17 protein-coding genes and 1 pseudogene are annotated in these 17,402 nt (G+C 31.7%); all 18 read left to right on the plus strand.

The window, feature by feature from the left end:
- The 18 genes and pseudogenes from FLB_RS05950 to FLB_RS06030 all read left to right on the plus strand — a co-directional run bounded on the left by FLB_RS05950 (position 1) and on the right by FLB_RS06030 (position 17,400).
- The gene (locus tag FLB_RS05950; protein ID WP_064715044.1) at positions 1-561 is read left to right on the plus strand and encodes a helix-turn-helix domain-containing protein; all 561 of its coding nucleotides are present in this window, start codon (positions 1-3) and stop codon (positions 559-561) included.
- A 78-nt stretch (positions 562-639) separates the two neighbouring features.
- Complete coding sequence (locus FLB_RS05955; protein ID WP_064715045.1) at positions 640-3,177, plus strand: heavy metal translocating P-type ATPase; 2,538 nt, start codon at positions 640-642, stop codon at positions 3,175-3,177.
- A 20-nt stretch (positions 3,178-3,197) separates the two neighbouring features.
- Positions 3,198-3,536 (plus strand): annotated as a pseudogene (locus FLB_RS14465) (MerC domain-containing protein); the annotation flags it as partial.
- Positions 3,537-3,587: 51 nt separating this feature from the next.
- Complete coding sequence (locus tag FLB_RS14470) at positions 3,588-3,806, plus strand: GDCCVxC domain-containing (seleno)protein (RefSeq protein WP_035124236.1); 219 nt, start codon at positions 3,588-3,590, stop codon at positions 3,804-3,806.
- A 59-nt stretch (positions 3,807-3,865) separates the two neighbouring features.
- Positions 3,866-4,738 carry a DUF2911 domain-containing protein gene (locus FLB_RS05965; protein ID WP_064715046.1) on the plus strand — a complete coding sequence of 291 codons (873 nt, stop codon included), beginning with the start codon at positions 3,866-3,868 and terminating at the stop codon, positions 4,736-4,738.
- A 32-nt stretch (positions 4,739-4,770) separates the two neighbouring features.
- Positions 4,771-7,041, plus strand: a complete 2,271-nt coding sequence (locus FLB_RS05970) for a multicopper oxidase domain-containing protein (RefSeq protein WP_064715047.1) — start codon at positions 4,771-4,773, stop codon at positions 7,039-7,041.
- Between the two features lie 33 nt (positions 7,042-7,074).
- A complete protein-coding gene (locus tag FLB_RS05975) occupies positions 7,075-7,923 on the plus strand; it encodes an RteC domain-containing protein (RefSeq protein ID WP_064715048.1) in 849 nt (282 codons plus the stop codon).
- A 113-nt stretch (positions 7,924-8,036) separates the two neighbouring features.
- Positions 8,037-8,324, plus strand: coding sequence for a helix-turn-helix domain-containing protein (locus FLB_RS05980; protein WP_064715049.1), 288 nt, complete (start codon positions 8,037-8,039; stop codon positions 8,322-8,324).
- Positions 8,325-8,335: 11 nt separating this feature from the next.
- Positions 8,336-9,169 carry a hypothetical protein gene (locus FLB_RS05985; RefSeq protein ID WP_064715050.1) on the plus strand — a complete coding sequence of 278 codons (834 nt, stop codon included), beginning with the start codon at positions 8,336-8,338 and terminating at the stop codon, positions 9,167-9,169.
- On the plus strand, positions 9,099-9,764 hold the full coding sequence (locus FLB_RS05990; protein WP_064715051.1) for a hypothetical protein: 666 nt from the start codon (positions 9,099-9,101) through the stop codon (positions 9,762-9,764). Before FLB_RS05985 ends, FLB_RS05990 begins: the two co-directional genes overlap by 71 nt.
- Before the next feature lie 63 nt (positions 9,765-9,827).
- Complete coding sequence (locus FLB_RS05995) at positions 9,828-10,448, plus strand: hypothetical protein (RefSeq protein WP_064715052.1); 621 nt, start codon at positions 9,828-9,830, stop codon at positions 10,446-10,448.
- 184 nt (positions 10,449-10,632) lie between these two features.
- Positions 10,633-12,648, plus strand: a complete 2,016-nt coding sequence (locus FLB_RS06000) for an ATP-binding protein (RefSeq protein WP_064715053.1) — start codon at positions 10,633-10,635, stop codon at positions 12,646-12,648.
- A 27-nt stretch (positions 12,649-12,675) separates the two neighbouring features.
- A complete protein-coding gene (locus FLB_RS06005) occupies positions 12,676-13,386 on the plus strand; it encodes a DUF3800 domain-containing protein (protein ID WP_064715054.1) in 711 nt (236 codons plus the stop codon).
- The gene (locus FLB_RS06010) at positions 13,386-13,871 is read left to right on the plus strand and encodes a hypothetical protein (protein ID WP_082923226.1); all 486 of its coding nucleotides are present in this window, start codon (positions 13,386-13,388) and stop codon (positions 13,869-13,871) included. Before FLB_RS06005 ends, FLB_RS06010 begins: the two co-directional genes overlap by 1 nt.
- A gap of 324 nt (positions 13,872-14,195) precedes the next feature.
- Positions 14,196-14,477: a hypothetical protein gene (locus FLB_RS06015; RefSeq protein WP_064715055.1), complete on the plus strand. Its 282-nt coding sequence runs from the start codon at positions 14,196-14,198 to the stop codon at positions 14,475-14,477.
- Between the two features lie 8 nt (positions 14,478-14,485).
- Positions 14,486-15,274 carry a hypothetical protein gene (locus tag FLB_RS06020; RefSeq protein WP_064715056.1) on the plus strand — a complete coding sequence of 263 codons (789 nt, stop codon included), beginning with the start codon at positions 14,486-14,488 and terminating at the stop codon, positions 15,272-15,274.
- 1,494 nt (positions 15,275-16,768) lie between these two features.
- Positions 16,769-17,191, plus strand: coding sequence for a DUF6943 family protein (locus FLB_RS06025; RefSeq protein WP_064715279.1), 423 nt, complete (start codon positions 16,769-16,771; stop codon positions 17,189-17,191).
- Positions 17,192-17,220: 29 nt separating this feature from the next.
- Entirely contained in the window at positions 17,221-17,400 is a 180-nt protein-coding gene (locus FLB_RS06030; RefSeq protein WP_064715057.1) for a hypothetical protein, read from the plus strand.
- Positions 17,401-17,402: the final 2 nt, after the last annotated feature.

The raw sequence follows: 17,402 nt of genomic DNA on the forward strand, positions 1-17,402 counted from the left end.
ATGAAACTTTATATTAAAAATATGGTTTGTAGTCGTTGCAAAATGGTGGTTAAGTCCGAGTTAGAAAAGCTTGGACTAAAACTTTTATCTATTAATTTGGGTGAAGTCGAAATTATGGAACCCTTTTCTGATGTTCAAAAAAATGAAATTAGTAAAATATTGAAAGTATTTGGCTTTGAACTGATTGATGATAAGAAAAGTAAAACGATTGATAAGATTAAAACAGTAATCATTGATTTGGTTCAAAACAAGAATAATGATTTGAAAATTAATTTATCCAACTACCTTTCACAAGAACTGCATCAAGACTATAATACCCTGAGTAATCTCTTTTCAGAAGTTGAAAACACTACTATTGAGAAGTATTTCATCAATCAGAAAATTGAAAAAGTAAAAGAGTTAATTATGTACGATGAACTCTCATTAAGTGAAATTGCGTATTCTTTAAATTACAGCACGGTTTCACATTTGAGCAATCAATTCAAAAAAGTAACTGGCTTTTCGCCAACCTACTTTAAGAATATCAAAACCATTAAAAGAAAGCAAATAGAAGATTTATAAATTTTGCATATCAAACCCAAAATTATGCAAATGCAAAAATCGGTTATGATAGAAATTTGTATTAAAATAATATAGAAGATGATACATACTTACAACATTACCGGAATGACTTGCGATGGTTGTCGAACCAAAGTCGAAAAAACATTGAATGCTATTGATGGCGTTGAAGCTAAAGTTTCATTAAAGCCACCCATAGCAACTATAACTATGGAAAAGCACATTCCAACAACACAATTGCAAGAAGCATTAACTGCTGTTGGAAAATACACCATAGAAATGAGCAGCGCTAAAACCAAGGAGAACACTTTAACGAAAGATGTTGCTGAAAAATCATGTTGCTCCATGAATTCCCACAATCATAAAAAAGAAACTGTTGTCCAAACCAATGCGCCAGGAAAGTATTATTGTCCAATGCATTGCGAAGGCGAAAAAGTTTACGACAAAGCAGGTGACTGTCCTGTGTGTGGCATGGATTTAGTCAAAGCACCTGAACTAACTGCAAACAAGACATTATATACGTGTCCTATGCACCCCGAAGTTATTCAAGAAACTCCGGGTTCATGTCCTATTTGCGGAATGGATTTAGTGCCCATGAATCCTACTGATTCCGAAGACCAAAAAACCTATGAGGATTTAGTTAAGAAAATGAAAATAGCCGTTGTTTTTACGATTCCCATTTTCGCTATCGCAATGATAGAAATGGCACATAACAATCCTTTATTTAAAATAATGGATGCTCCTAAATGGAATTGGGTACAATTACTGCTTTCGCTACCTGTTGTTTTTTATGCCTGTTGGATATTCTTTGTCCGAGCATGGAAATCTATCATTACTTGGAATTTAAATATGTTTACACTTATTGGAATTGGAACAGGAGTAGCTTTTTTATTTAGCTTAGTCGGAATGTTTTTTCCCGACATTTTTCCTAGCGAATTCAAAACCGAATACGGTACAGTATTACTCTATTTTGAAGCAACAACGGTTATTCTAACTTTAGTTTTGTTAGGACAACTATTAGAAGCCAGAGCACACAGTCAAACCAGCGGAGCAATCAAAGAATTATTAAAACTAGCCCCAACCGAAGCCACTTTGGTTATTGATGGTAGCGATAAAGTAATTTCAATCCACGATATTAAAAAAGGTGATTTACTTCGAGTTAAGCCTGGTGACAAAATTCCAGTTGACGGAAAAATAACCGATGGAGAAAGTAGTATTGATGAAGCAATGATTACAGGAGAACCAATACCCGTTGATAAAAAGAAAGACGATAATGTAATTGCAGGAACAATCAATGGTAATAAATCTTTTATTATGGTTGCAGAAAAAGTGGGTTCAGAAACTTTGCTTTCACAAATCGTGCAAATGGTTAATGACGCTTCTCGTTCGAGAGCGCCAATTCAGAAATTAGCAGACAGTATTTCCAAATACTTCGTGCCCATTGTAGTCATCATTTCTGTTATAACCTTTTTCATTTGGGCAAAATTTGGTCCCGAACCGGCATTAGTATATGGTTTTATAAATGCCATCGCAGTATTAATCATCGCGTGTCCTTGTGCATTAGGATTGGCAACGCCTATGTCAGTAATGGTAGGTGTTGGTAAAGGCGCACAATCAGGGGTTTTGATAAAAAATGCAGAAGCTTTAGAAAACATGAATAAGGTTAATGTTTTAATTACAGATAAAACAGGAACAATAACCGAAGGAAAACCATCGGTCGAAAAAATTTATGCGACCAATAACAATGATAACGATTTATTGCAAAGCATAGCTTCATTAAACCAATATAGTGAGCATCCATTAGCACAAGCCGTAGTCAATTATGGCAAAACAAAATCCATTTCATTAATCGAAGTAAAAGATTTTGAAGCCATTGCCGGAAAAGGAGTTACAGGAACAGTAACCAATAAAAAAGTAGCATTAGGTAATAAAAAACTAATGGAACAAGTAAAAGCTAGTATTTCTGACGATATAGAAAACAAAATCATTACCGAACAAAAACTAGGAAAAACCGTTTCATATATTGCAGTAGAAGGTATTGCTGTTGGATTTGTATCCATTACTGATGCCATAAAAACGTCAAGTGCCGCTGCAATAAAAGAACTGATGCAACAAGGAGTTGAAGTAATTATGATGACAGGCGATAATATCAATACAGCCAAAGCAGTTGCAGAAGAATTGAACCTGTCTTCCTATAAAGCAGGATGTTTACCCGAAGACAAATTAAACGAAATCAAAAAATTACAAGCAGAAGGCAAAATTGTGGCCATGGCTGGCGATGGTATCAACGATGCACCGGCATTAGCACAAGCCAATATCGGAATAGCTATGGGAACAGGAACAGATGTCGCCATTGAAAGTGCCAAAATAACTTTAGTCAAAGGCGATTTACAAGGCATTGTAAAAGCCAAGAACTTAAGCCATGCTGTTATGAAAAACATCAAGCAAAATTTATTTTTTGCCTTTTTCTATAACGTATTGGGTGTTCCAATCGCAGCTGGTGTTCTATATCCATTTTTCGGTATATTATTATCCCCAATGATTGCGGCTTTAGCCATGTCATTTAGTTCTGTATCAGTAATTGTAAATGCATTGAGATTACGAAATTTAAAACTTTAAATAATAACAAAAACAACAAAATGAAATTAATTAATAATGTAGATAAATTAGGCACTCTGGGGCTTTTTTTCACAGCACTGTTTTCGCCTTGCTGTTTTCCTCTTTTTGCATTTGCAGCATCAGCTCTTGGACTTGGAAGCTTTGAATTATTTGGAGGATGGACGATGTGGATTTTTCAAGCGATGGTTTTAATTTCCATTGTTGGCTTAATCATTTCCTATCGTAAACATCGTTGCCTGTATCCTTTATTAATAGCAATCCCGAGTGGAATAACAATATTATTTGCCTATTATTTTAGCAAATCAGAAAATGCAGTTTATTTAATTTATGCTGGTATGCTTGGGCTTTTCATAGCTACGATAGTAAATTATTATCGAAACAAATTACACGGAAATTGTGATACTTGCACTATCTACAATGGAAAATCAGTAGAATTAAAATCTACATTAACATGTCCAAATTGTGGGTATAGTAAAGACGAAATAATGCCAACCGATGCTTGTCAGTTTTTTTATGAGTGTGAAAAATGCAAAACAGTTTTAAGACCTAAACAAGGCGATTGTTGCGTTTATTGTAGTTACGGAACTGTAAAGTGTCCACCAATACAAGCCGGAGATAATTGCTGTTAGAAATCACAAAATCAATATAACATAAAGTATAAAAATACAGTAACCAATAATTCAAAACAATGAAAAAAATATTCCTATTTCCCCTAATTATTTTACAATCAGTATTTATTTCTGCACAAAACAAAGTCCAGATAAGAATTACTTCTGCCAGTCCGGCAGCTTCATTTGAGCAAGAAGTAGGTAGTGCAAAAATCAAAATAACGTACAGCAGACCGTTGGTCAGAGGGCGTAAAATATTTGGTGAGTTAGTACCTTTTGATAAGCTTTGGCGAACTGGCGCAAGTGATTGTACCGTCATAACCACTTCCGAAGATATTTCTTTTGGTAACAATGTATTAAAAGCAGGAAGCTATTCAATATTCTCAATTCCTTCAATAAATGAGTGGACTATAATTGTTAACTCAGATACTACCTTGCATGGAGAAACGGGCTATGATGAAAAAAAAGATATAATGCGTTTCAAAGTCCCTTTAGAAAAAAGCCCCAATTTTTATGAAACTTTTACTATTGAATTAAATGATATCAATAGCAAAGGCGAAGCATTCCTAAAAATACTTTGGGAAAATACAATGGTTAAAATACCGGTAAAGAGCAAGGAGGACGATACAATAGTGGCATTGATAGATCAACATATAATTAAGGGTAAAACTCAGGATGCCAATTTATTATTTCAGGCAGCTAATTATTATTACAGTACTAATAGAGATTATAAACAAGCAATTATATGGCTTTTGGAAGCAGAAAAAATAAATCCTCAAAATTTCTATTATCCTAATCTAAGACAAAAATTAGCTTCTGAAAACAAAGATTACACTATTGCAATTGAAGCTGCAAAGCGAGCCATTTCAATTGCTGATAAGGAGAAAATGAAAAAAACTATTGATAGTTTGAACAATAAAATTTCAGATTGGGAAATCTTGTTAAAAAAATAATAGTGTAAAATTAAAATAATACAATTACTATAATGGATATACAAAACATTCTTTCAAAAAAACTGTTACCAATCGTAATCTTCGTTTTGGCAACACAAACGCTGTTTTCGCAAAACATAGTTCGTTACGATTTATATGTTCGTGATACCATCGTAAACTATTCTGGAAAAGAAAAAAGAGCAATTGCAGTAAATGGTCAAATTCCTATGCCAACATTAACATTTACAGAAGGTGATATTGCTGAAATTTATGTACATAACGAATTAAAAGAAAGCACTTCATTGCATTGGCACGGACTATTTTTACCTAATAAAGAAGATGGTGTCCCAAACCTTACACAAATGCCAATAGAACCGGGAACTACTCACAAATATTCGTTTCCAATAATTCAAAGCGGAACTCATTGGTACCACAGTCATTCAGGATTACAGGAACAAATTGGTATGTATGGTATGTTCATTATGAACAAAAAACAAAATGACAAAACATTCCGAAAAGGTATAGATGATTTACCAACTGTGCCTATTATTTTAAGTGAATGGACCGATTTAAAACCCGAGAACGTTCACAGAATGTTACACAATGCAACCGATTGGTTTGCAATTAAAAAAGGAACAACACAAAGTTATGCTGAAGCCATAAAACAAGGTCATTTCAAAACAAAAATAGCCAATGAATGGAAACGAATGAATGCTATGGATGTGAGCGATGTATATTATGATAAGTTTCTGATTAATGGTAAAAATGAAAGTCAGTTATCACAGTTTAAAAGTGGAGATAAAGTTCGTTTGCGTGTGGCAAATGGTGGAGCTTCATCATACTTTTGGTTAACTTATGCTGGAGGAAAAATAACAGTTGTAGCTAGTGATGGTAACGATGTAGAACCTGTTGAAGTAGATAGATTATTGATAGCAGTATCCGAGACTTATGACATTATAGTTACAATTCCTGCAAGTAATACTTCTTATGAATTTTTAGCAACTCCAGAAGACCGCACAAAATCTACTTCATTATACATTGGAAATGGCATCAAACAATTGATTGCTCCGTTGCCAAAATTAAAATATTTTGAGGGAATGAAAATGATGAACGGAATGATGAAAATGAATGGGGATTTAGATGATATGGGAATGAGTATGTCCTTAAATCAAATGGATATGAATGTAGTAATGTACCCAGAAATAACTGGTGCAGTAAGCGCAAAACATAAGGGTACTATGAGCGATATGGAAACGAGTACCGATCATTCCAATCACAATCAAAATCAGTACAATGCCAATGCGTTATCTACAATTACAACACTCAATTATGCCATGTTGAAAGCGACCGATAAAACAACTTTACCCAAAGATGCCCCAGTAAAAGAACTTCGTTTTGAACTAACAGGTAACATGAACCGATATGTTTGGAGTTTAGACAATAAAGTAGTTTCTGAAACAGATAAAATCCTAATAAAAAAAGGAGAAAACATTAGAATTACACTTTACAATGGTTCCATGATGCGTCATCCAATGCACTTACATGGACATGATTTCAGAATATTAAATGGTCAAGAGGAATATGCACCATTAAAAAATGTAATGGACTTAATGCCTATGGAAACCAACATAATTGAATTCAATGCCAATGTTGAAGGAGATTGGTTTTTTCATTGTCATATTTTGTATCACATGATGGCAGGAATGGGAAGAGTATTCACCTATGAAAACCAAACGCCAAATCCGCTAATTCCAAATCCAAAAGTAGCACAAAGAAAATTATTTGCCGATGATAGAGCTTTTCATTTCATGGCAGAAAATGATTTTGCTACTAATGGAAATGATGGTATGGCAATGATCCAAAATACACGTTGGAGTTTAGGTGCAGAATGGCGACTAGGATACAATGATATGCATGGTTATGAAGCCGAATTTCATTTAGGCAGATACATAGGAAAAATGCAGTGGTTGATGCCTTTTATTGGTTTCGATTGGCGTTACAGGAATATGGATGGAATGATAGAAAAAAACATTTTTGGACAAGAAAATACCAAAGATAAAAGAGCCGTTCTAAGTGCCGGGGTTAATTACACATTACCAATGTTAGTAATTGCTCAAGCAGAAGTATTTCAGGATGGAAACATAAGATTACAGTTAATGAGAGAGGATATTCCAATTTCAAAACGCTTAAGAATGGGGTTTATGGTAAACACCGATACAGAATTTATGCTAGATGCACGTTACATTTTAAAAAGAAATATAAGTTTAAGAACACATTACGATAGTGATATGGGATTTGGGTTAGGTATTAGTTTAAATTATTAAAAAAGTTTCAATCAAAAATTAATACCAAAGAAATTGAGCCCAAAAATCAACCAATTATTAACAGATTTAAACGAACAGTTAAATTTTACTGATTTAGAAATAGACGACCCAATAAAGCGTTGTGAAAGTGCTATAGATATTATTTTGAAATCACTCCAAAAATTAAAAGTATTATTTGAAAAAGAGAAAAATAAATCAAGTCAACAAGAAATAGAGTTCTTTAAAAATGTAAAGCCCAAATTTACGTCAAAACTAATTTATTATAACGTTATATTCAAAATTGAAACGAAGAAACCGCATGGTGGTGAAAGAATTATCAAAAAATACCTTAATAACGAATTAGATAAACTTAAAAGATATTTTGATGGTAACTTAGACTTCTACAGATATTACAGAACAGGAAGCAGCTATTTAGATCACAAATATTTTTTACGAGGAAAAATCGATGTAAAATTAGCTTTAGATAGTTTTTATTTTGAAGCAGATCATACATTTTCAACCTCTCACGATTTTAAAGTAGCAAAGATTTTAGCGCACGATTTAATCCAAGTTTATCTCGAAGATAAATTGTTGATGATGGAAAATAAAGACACAAAGGAAAAATCACAAGTCAACCCGAAGGTAAAGCAAACTTGGACAGGTTCTAAAGTCGCATTAATAGAGCTTTTGTATGCTTTGCATACCGAAGGTGTGTTTAATAATGGAGCATCCGATTTGAAAGATATTGCGGAGTATTTTGAAAACATATTCAACATCGATTTAGGTCAGTATCACAGGGCTTTCCTTGAAATTAGAATGCGAAAATCTGACCAAACCAAATTCCTAAACGCATTAAAAGAAAAATTAGTAAAACGGATGGAAAACACAGACGACTTACTTTAAGACCAATAAATACAACACTTTGTATAAAAATCAATCACAACTTGTGATTGACTTGTGATTTAAAACTATTCAAAAACTACAAATTTGTGCCATAACAATCTAAAACATACGTTATGGCAATCGAAGTTATTACACGCGAAGACTTAAACGAATTCAGAAGTCTTCTTTTGAACGATTTAAAAGAAATCATTCAATCCAAACCGCAACAAACAAAACAGTGGCTCAAATCCAATGAAGTCCGTAAACTGTTAAACATTTCTCCAGGTACTTTGCAAAATCTCCGCATCAACGGAACACTCACCTACACCAAAATAGGTGGCATAATGTATTATGACAATTCAGATATTGATAAGTTATTAAATGGAAATAAGGTAAATGCTTTACCTACTCTGTTCAAATAATTTTAGCAATTATGAATTATATCAAACACTTAACTGGTTTCTTCGAAAAAGTAGCCATTGATAAAACGCTAAATCCAACACACGTAAGTTTATACATTGCATTGTTTCAATTTTGGAATTGCAATCGTTTCAAAAATCCAATCAGTATTAATCGCGATGAGGTAATGCGAATAAGTAAAATAAGTTCCAAAGCAACCTATCATAAATGTCTGAAGAACTTGCATAGTTTGGGTTATATCAATTACGAACCATCATACAATCCATTCAAAGGAAGTCATGTCATTTTATTCAACTTTTCAGAAGATTTAAAACCGCTGCCAAAATCCGAAAGAAAACCAAAAAATGAACCACTTATTGAACTTGTTTCTGAACAAGCTTTGAACAAGTCTTGTACTAGTAGTGAAACAGGTACTGAACAAGCAGTAGTACCTTCTATAAACTATATAAACAATACAAACATTTTAAACGATAAAAACGTTTCAAACTTGGAAAAGCACTCAAAAATTTTTGTAGAAATAAATAATTTGGATTTAAAAAACGATGATGAAGAAAAAGAAAAAAGTTCCGCAAAAAAAGAAAAAGAAGAAAAGTCACAGCCAACAATCGAAGAAGTCAAAATCTATTTCCAAGAAAATAACTTTCCGGAACAAGAAGCTCAAAAATTCTTCAACTATTTCAAAAGTGTCGGTTGGTTAGTCGGAGGTAAAACACCAATGGTCGATTGGCAAGCAGCAGCACAAAATTGGATGATTAACGCACCAAAATTTATTTCAAATGCAGAACAACCAAACAGAGCAAAACAACTCAACACAACAACCGACAAAGACTATTCAGAGCCATTATAGCTATGATGAGGTCATTACTTGGTTAGAAAATAAAGGAGTTGAACTATATGGCAATCATTTCAAAATCATTGAAACCGATTATCCAATTGTGTACAAACTAATCGCGTATTTCTTAAAAGACGAACCAACATGTTTTCAATATGGAATAAACCTCAACAAAGGAATTCTACTAACCGGACCAATCGGCTGCGGTAAAACATCATTGATGAATTTAATGAAATACCTAACAGCAACAGAACATAAGTTTTTCGTAAAACCATGTCGCGATATCAGCTTTGAATTCATCCAGGACGGCTACCAAATAATCCACAAATACAGCAATGGCAAACTATACCAATCAGAACCAAGAACCTATTGCTTTGACGATTTAGGAACAGAAAACAACTTAAAATATTTTGGTAACGAATGCAATGTCATGGCAGAAATTCTATTGAGCAGATATGATCTATTCATTTCAAAAAAACTATTTACTCACATAACCACCAACCTATCAGCCACAGAAATTGAAAAACATTACGGCAATCGAGTTCGCTCACGATTACGAGAGATGGTAAATTTAATAGCATTTGAAAAATCAGCTCAAGACAAGAGATAAAATCCGTATAAATCCGCGTTGCGAAGCATCTGTTTCATCCGCGTTCCAATAACAAGAAACAATATGAACACAATAACCAACTTCTGGAACTACTTCCAACAAAACAACTTCGTTTTCCTTCTTCTAAACGAAATACCAAAAGACCAACTAAAAATCCATTTCGACAAACTAATCGAGATACTACATCAATACAACAAAAACCTAGACCTCATCATTAAAAACAAAAAAAACGGTGCAGAATTAATCATCACCGCAAACGGAAATCCTTACCTATTCAAAGAAGTAGAACTACTAGTTCATCATGCTCCAGTTGTAGAGCGTTGGAAAATAACAGCGTTCCTTCAACCAGAGATGAATATTGAAAAATACGAAAACGGCACCGACAAACCATTAGAATATTACGGCATAACTTTACGAATAAGCGAAATGTATTTCATCCCATTAGAAAACCCAAACAAACCAACCGATTTAGGAATAAAAGTGTTACTCAAAAACTATATTGTCCACAAAGACAACCCAAGACTTCGAGAAGCAGTTTACGTCCATATCGAACATCTAATTGGTGAAAAAGCATTTGCTAATGATATTGCATTTATTGAGATTGGACAATTGGAAGGAGATAGTGAAAGCCAAATTGAATTATATAATTTAAAATCATACATTGAGATTGAAATGACAAATTAGTTCTATAATTAAATTATCAAAAATTAAGCTATTTGAAAGAGTGAAACTAATTTCATATCAAAGTAGATTGAATTATGAAAATTGAGTAATTTATTATTAACTTTTTTGTTATATTTTTGTGGAATTGTTTTCATTTGAAACTTTAAAATTTATTCATTAGAATAGATGTAATCATATTTAATTTATGAAAAAACATACCACAAAATTAACATCTAAAAGTATTGAAGGTAGTGGATTACCATCAGATTATAAGAAAGCTATAGCTGAATATATTTGGAATGGTTTTGATGCTGGAGCATCTACAATAAATATTGATTTTTCAGCAAACTCCATTGGAACACTTGAAAGTTTTTCAATTTCTGATAATGGTTCAGGAATTAGTTTCGATAATATATCAGATACTTTTGGAAATTTTATGGTTTCATTGAAAGCGAACTCGTTTTCAGAAACAGGATTTGTAAAAGGAAAAAAAGGAAAGGGAAGATATTCTTTTTCAACTTTTTGTAATAAAGCAACTTGGAGTACAATTTTTAAAACAAAAGAGGATAAATTTTTAGAATACAATATTCAAATCAAAAAAGAGAGTAGTCAAGATTTTGAAACATTTGATAGAGTAATTTCAAAAGAACAAAAGACAGGTACTAAAGTGATTTTTGAGGGCTTTACTGAAATTTATGGAGATTTATTAGATAATGAAGAATTTGAAAAGTTTTTAGCAAATGAGTTTGGCTGGTTTCTATACTTAAATAAAGAGAGAGATTTTAAAATACTTCTTAATAATAATCCTTTAGATTATTTTTCTGTAATAGATGATACCGATGAAAAAAATATTCCAATTGGAGATTATAATTTTAAGGTTAGTTATATAAGATGGAAGGAGAAAATAGGTGATAAATATTATTATTACTTTTTAAATGACGAGAAAAAGCAAGTTTTTAGAAAACACACTTCATTTAACAATAAAGCTGTAGATTTTCATCATTCTCTATATATTGAAGCAACCTATTTTGACAACTTCAATGCCACAAAAGAAGATAATCCAACATTTGACTTTTCTGGTAAAAACCAAACAGATATTACATTTAGAAACCTTGTAGAGTTACTAAATGAATTTGTTTCTGAAAAAGAAAAATTATTCATTAGAAATTCAAAAGCTAATGAGTTAATTGAAAGTTACAACAAAAACAAAGTATTTCCAGTTTTCAAAAACAATTCATATGATCATTTAAGAAAAATTGATTTAGAAAATGTAATCAAAGAGTTATATAGTGTTCAACCAAAAATTTTTCAAAGTCTAACTACAACTCAAAGCAAAACAATTGTTGGGTTTTTAAATTTACTACTTGATACTGATCAAAGAGAAAGTGTTTTGACTATTGTTGAAAATGTTGTAAAACTTACAGATGACGAAAGAGAGGAACTAGCCAGAACTTTAAAGAGAACAAATTTATCCCATATAAATACACTAATAAAGTTACTAGAGAATAGATTTAATGTTGTTGAAATCTTAAAAGCATTAATCTTCGATTTGGAAAAATTCACAAATGAAAGAGAGCATATTCAAAAAGTTATAGAAGACAATTATTGGTTATTTGGTGAGCAATTTCATTTAGTTTCTGCTGACAAGAATTTTGAAATCTTATTAAATAATTATTTTGCACACCTCGAAATTGATAATAAAAAACCAGAAACAATAGATAATAAAGAGAAGCTTAAAAGGCCTGATATTTTTATTAGTAGAAAATCAGACATTCCAGATGCTACAAATAATGATTTAACCATTGAAGAAAATATTATTGTTGAATTAAAACGACCTTCTGTAGTAATTGGTTCTGAACAATTTCAACAAGTTGAAAGATATTTAAGGTTTATTATAGAGGAAGAACGTTTTAATAGTTTAAGAAGAAATTGGAAATTTATTTTAGTTGGTAAAAAAGTTGATGATTATATTATTGATTTATATGAAAACCAAAAAAATAAAGGACAAAAATATCTAGTCCAATCAATTAGAAATTACGAAATATATGCAATGACTTGGGATGATTTATTTATGCTGTTCAAAATAAAACACAAACACTTAATTGATAAATTAGAATTCAAATCTGCCGTAATTGAAAACTTAGAAGCAAAAGGAGTAAATTTAAATAAAGATGCTTCAGATGAATTAACAAGAATTACTACTAACAGTCAATTAAATTAAAACTATAATTAGCTCATAGAACTTCTAATGAATAACAAATATGATTTTTATATAGATGAAAGTTGTCATTTAGAACATGACAATATTCCGGTAATGTGTATCGGATACATCAAAGTACCTATGAATGAGTACGCTGAATTACAAAAAGAATTCAATCAAATCCTTACGAAATACAATCAAAAATCAGAATTGAAATGGAATAAATTTTCAAATGCAAGAACTGAATTATACAAAGAGCTAGTCGATTATTTTTTTAGATCATCATTACAGTTTCGATGTGTTTTAGTAAAATATAAGGAGCGTTTAAATCATATAGATTTTAACCAAGGTTCTCATGATAATTTCTACTATAAAATGACCTATTATTTATTGCATCCAAACAATAGTAATGGCGATGAATACAGAGTTTTTATTGATATTCAAAATACTCGTGGTAGAGAAAAACTAAAAAAGATTAATGAAGTTTTTAATACCGAATATAAAGGCAATAGTCCATTCAAGCAATTTCAACATTTACATTCTCACGATAATAATTTCTTTCAACTTGCCGATTTCTTTATTGGAGCAATAACATATAAAACAAGAGTAGTAATGAATAATATTGTAAATCCAACTCAAAACAGAATGGATTTCATTAAATATTTAGAAACTAAATCTGGTTTTAATCTCGAAGAAGGAACAGAACCTTGGGAAACAAAGTTCAATATTTTTGATCACCAACCTAAAATAAAACTATAATGGATTTATTAGACTTGGACGATCACATATCTAATTTAGGAATTGACCCATCAGCAGAACATTTAGAAGAATTATTTCAATTATTCAAAGCCGATTTTATTGATAATGTTTTTTATTTTGATGGCTGTAAAGTAAAGATTGATATAGCAAACTCAAAAGAAGAAGGATTTGAAGCTTATCCTCATACTTTTGTAAAAATCATTACAAGAGGAGATAAAGGCAAAAGAAGCTTTGATAAAAAAAGAGCTAATAAAATTCATTGGATAAGACCAATATTAGAAAATAAAGATACTGAAGATGTGACTTGCTTTCAATTTTTGGAAGCTGATGGTAAAATCAGAGATTATTTTTGGTTTAAAGAAGGAAACTTTTTAGTTGTAATGGAAAAAATAACTCCTGACTATATGATTATTTCTTGTTTTCATATTGATGATGCTAGAAATCAAAAGTACTATGAAGATAAGTATGCTAAGAGGATAAAATAAAAAAGCCACAGGCTACGGTGCTGTGGCGTACGTTTTCACGAACCAGGTCCTTTTCCCTAGGGAAATGACTTTGCAAATATACAACTCTTGTACCAAAAAACAAATTTTATATCAAAAAACGTATTAATAGCCAACTTCATATAATGTTTTCTTAAGAATGATTTACAAAAAATATACCACAAAAAGGAAATTACTTTAACTAACTCATTATCTCATTCAGCTGCACAAAAATCGCTCCTAGTCCAAGTATTCCTAGCATCAATTCTTTGTTTGCTTCATTTCGCTAATTTCGTTAAACAATATAGTAATTTAAAATAAATAAAAATGAGTAGAATTTTAGGTCTTGATTTAGGTACAAACTCAATTGGTTGGGCAATGATTGATAATGAAACTGTAAGCTTATTAAACTCCGGAATGAGGGTTTTCAAAACTTCTCCAAAACAGAAAGTGATAAGAAAGAGGAACAATCAAAAGGCAATTATTTCATTAAACACAATATCTATTATAACATTAATTTTAGTTATTTTAAATTTTGAAAATTGGCAATTTTGGTTGAATGCTACACTAACTTCTATTATCACTAAAATCACAATATCAAATCAATAAATCTAACAATGGAATTTAGAAATCCTCATTACATAGTTCCTCCAGGTTCTGCTAAACAAATTTTGTCCCATCCATTTTTAAGAAGAGGAGTTACAGAGTTAGCTATTTTTCAAGAACACAGATATGCTTTTTTTTATTGGTTAAAATGGACTAGAGAGAATACAGATTGTAAACCACCGTGCTTAGTAAGTTTAGATTGGCATCAAGATTTGTGTTATCCTTGTGAAACCGAAAAAAAGTGGTTATCAGAACTTGATCAATCAAATGATGGTAAAGTAGCTTTATTTAGTTGGGCTAAATTAGCAGGAAATAATGATGGTCACATTTTATCTGCTGCATATCTTAATATTATTGGAGATATTTATGTTCACTGCCGACAAGGTACTTTTGAAAGTAATTGGGAAGATGAAGAATTTATTGATATAAATGGTAACAAACATACAATTAAAAAGTTTAAAACACATAAAGAGCTAGAAGATTGCTTGTTAGCTTCTAATGAAACCAAAGTATATTTCGACATAGATTTAGACTTTTTCACCTTGAATAATCCTTATAATGGAAAAGGTAAAAAATTCACATACATGGAAAAAGAAGAAATGCAAAATATACTTTCAATTAGTAATCCTTTAACACAATGGATATTTGAAAGATTATGTGGCTTCACAATAGCAACTGAACCGAAACATTGTGGTGGTCTTTTGAAGTCTAATAAACTTTTAGATATTATAAACAAAATATATTTCCAACCAAGTATCTTTTCAGAAAATTGCGATTGGAAACATAAAAGAGAAAAGTAAAAGAGAAAATTTAGTTTTCAATTGCCACTCCTTCCCAACGCTCCAAAAAAAATTACTGTCATGGTTTTTGTCCCAACGCTCATCAAGCACTTTGCCTAATGACAGGAAAATTATGCTTTAATTGAAAAATCGTGCACGCCATTAGGCAAAGAGCTTGCCCAACGCACAAAACAAAAACACGTACGCTTCGCAACTCATGCCAGTAATTTTTTTTCCCAAAGCTTCTTTACATAATGTGGCATTATAGTGCATAAAGAACTATCCTGCTACTAATCAAAATCTCGGATGCACTATAATAACATTATGTAAAAAAGCCGCTCTCCCAACGCGCTTGCCAGTGGCTCCAGGACAACATTTTTTTGCAGCTCCCATCGCATCACCCAGCTACAAAAAACACCGTCCTTCGCCACTGTCTTTAACAACGTTCGCCATTTCATAGGAAGCATTACGTTTTTCATTGCTTTTAAGAACGTTTACGGTAACTGTTTTATCAACTTTGTGGTTAAATAGGAAGTATTTGCATTGCTTTTGTAAGTAATAAAATGGCTTTTAATTTTATTAAATTTGCCTAGGGTAAAAGCCATTTTATTACCCACAAAACCAAAATTCCCAGTAAGAGTATTATTTTTTATTTGCCAGAAACCCCACAGTTATTGCTCCAGCGAAAAAGCTGATGCCATACCATTTTTTAAGATAATCTGCTGCATACTGAACACTGTGACTGTCAACTGAATTTCAGGCATCAGCTTTTTCACTAAAGCAATCAGAAACATCCCAATAAGCAAATAAAAAATGATACCCTTACTTGCGCTACTGCCACATCGCACTCGGTAGTATGATGCATTGTTTTTTGAAGATGCTTCACATTTTCATAAGACATTTTTCTGCTAACTGAACACTGAGACTGCCAACTGACTTTCAGGCATCCTCAAAAATCAAAACCAAAAGAAAGAGTATCAAATTCTTTGGCCGGATAAATAGCTTGTGTATTTTATGATTTGGTTTATTCATCCATCCAAAGAATTTGATACCCTTTCCGAAGACGTCTATCTTTCAAATCAACACTCATTCCTTCAGATAAAATCCGATTAAACAAGAACATTTGATTTGAATATTCAAAATAAAAAATAAAAAAAAGAGAGCAAAGATAAGTTCCAGGTATTCAAAAAAGCAAGTTCAAGCCCTTCGGGTTTCAGAAAAAATCTCCACCCAAACAGTTTCAAAACATATTTCACTTCTGATTAGACGATGCCGATTTCAATCACGTATCGGGTAGTATTTTTTCTGAAAAACTTGCTTTTTTGAAACCTTCCACTTGGACGTATGGCTTTCTTTTTTTCTTTTTTTTCTTTTGAAATGAATATTCTTCGCTTCCAATTTAAAATAACTTTTGGCGAAAAAAATTTTAATGGGCGGAGCGTAGCGAGGCACATCTGCATTCATCAGAAACTCAACAGGAAATTAGAAGAAAACCTAATTTTTAAATCCGAAGCCATGATGAATTTTATCGTTAAAACCCACAAGAAGGACACAATTTACAACAAACCGCACTTTTTTGTTTTAAACAAAGGAATGAATAGCGGAAAACCACAAAATGAGCCATTCACAAATAGCTTTGTAGTAATCTTTGATAGTGAAGCTGACAGTGAAAATATTTTCTGGATTGCTTATAGCTTGTGGAAATCCAAATTTTGGTATCAGCATTTAGTTGGCTCTGTGATTTCGTTTTTGCGTCTTCCTGATTTCAAAAGAGAGTTTTTTCCAAAATCTAAGCTTTTAATGGAAGAGTTCGAAGAACATTTGAAGCATGTTGCAGCTTTAAAACTTCTTGAACTAAAAGAAAAACAATTCAACGAAAACATCAATTTAATCAACGATATGCGTAGAGTTATCGTGCATCGTTACAGTAATAGATAATTTATTTTTTAATCTTTAAAATCAATTCTATGAGTGTATTTTTATTATTTCAAACGGATAGTTGGAAGTCAAAAGCATCAAGAGTTTTCTTTGGAGCTTTTGATAGCAGAACAAAAGCATTAGATTATGCAAAATACAACGATTTGTATTGGTATAATTCAGAAGTTGTAGTGGTTGAGGTCGTTCTCAATCAATTTGGAGAAGTTTAAAA

Source organism: Flavobacterium succinicans, assembly GCF_001662485.1.
GTDB lineage: Bacteria > Bacteroidota > Bacteroidia > Flavobacteriales > Flavobacteriaceae > Flavobacterium > Flavobacterium succinicans_A.

Bases quoted from the DNA above. Each gene is read 5' to 3' on its own strand.
- FLB_RS05950 (WP_064715044.1), top strand. From the start codon at position 1: ATGAAACTTTATATTAAAAATATGGTTTGTAGTCGTTGCAAAATGGTG.
- FLB_RS05955 (WP_064715045.1), top strand. From the start codon at position 640: ATGATACATACTTACAACATTACCGGAATGACTTGCGATGGTTGTCGA.
- FLB_RS05965 (WP_064715046.1), top strand. From the start codon at position 3,866: ATGAAAAAAATATTCCTATTTCCCCTAATTATTTTACAATCAGTATTT.
- FLB_RS05970 (WP_064715047.1), top strand. From the start codon at position 4,771: ATGGATATACAAAACATTCTTTCAAAAAAACTGTTACCAATCGTAATC.
- FLB_RS05980 (WP_064715049.1), top strand. From the start codon at position 8,037: ATGGCAATCGAAGTTATTACACGCGAAGACTTAAACGAATTCAGAAGT.
- FLB_RS05985 (WP_064715050.1), top strand. From the start codon at position 8,336: ATGAATTATATCAAACACTTAACTGGTTTCTTCGAAAAAGTAGCCATT.
- FLB_RS05990 (WP_064715051.1), top strand. From the start codon at position 9,099: ATGCAGAACAACCAAACAGAGCAAAACAACTCAACACAACAACCGACA.
- FLB_RS05995 (WP_064715052.1), top strand. From the start codon at position 9,828: ATGAACACAATAACCAACTTCTGGAACTACTTCCAACAAAACAACTTC.
- FLB_RS06000 (WP_064715053.1), top strand. From the start codon at position 10,633: ATGAAAAAACATACCACAAAATTAACATCTAAAAGTATTGAAGGTAGT.
- FLB_RS06005 (WP_064715054.1), top strand. From the start codon at position 12,676: ATGAATAACAAATATGATTTTTATATAGATGAAAGTTGTCATTTAGAA.
- FLB_RS06010 (WP_082923226.1), top strand. From the start codon at position 13,386: ATGGATTTATTAGACTTGGACGATCACATATCTAATTTAGGAATTGAC.
- FLB_RS06015 (WP_064715055.1), top strand. From the start codon at position 14,196: ATGAGTAGAATTTTAGGTCTTGATTTAGGTACAAACTCAATTGGTTGG.
- FLB_RS06020 (WP_064715056.1), top strand. From the start codon at position 14,486: ATGGAATTTAGAAATCCTCATTACATAGTTCCTCCAGGTTCTGCTAAA.
- FLB_RS06025 (WP_064715279.1), top strand. From the start codon at position 16,769: ATGATGAATTTTATCGTTAAAACCCACAAGAAGGACACAATTTACAAC.
- FLB_RS06030 (WP_064715057.1), top strand. From the start codon at position 17,221: ATGAGTGTATTTTTATTATTTCAAACGGATAGTTGGAAGTCAAAAGCA.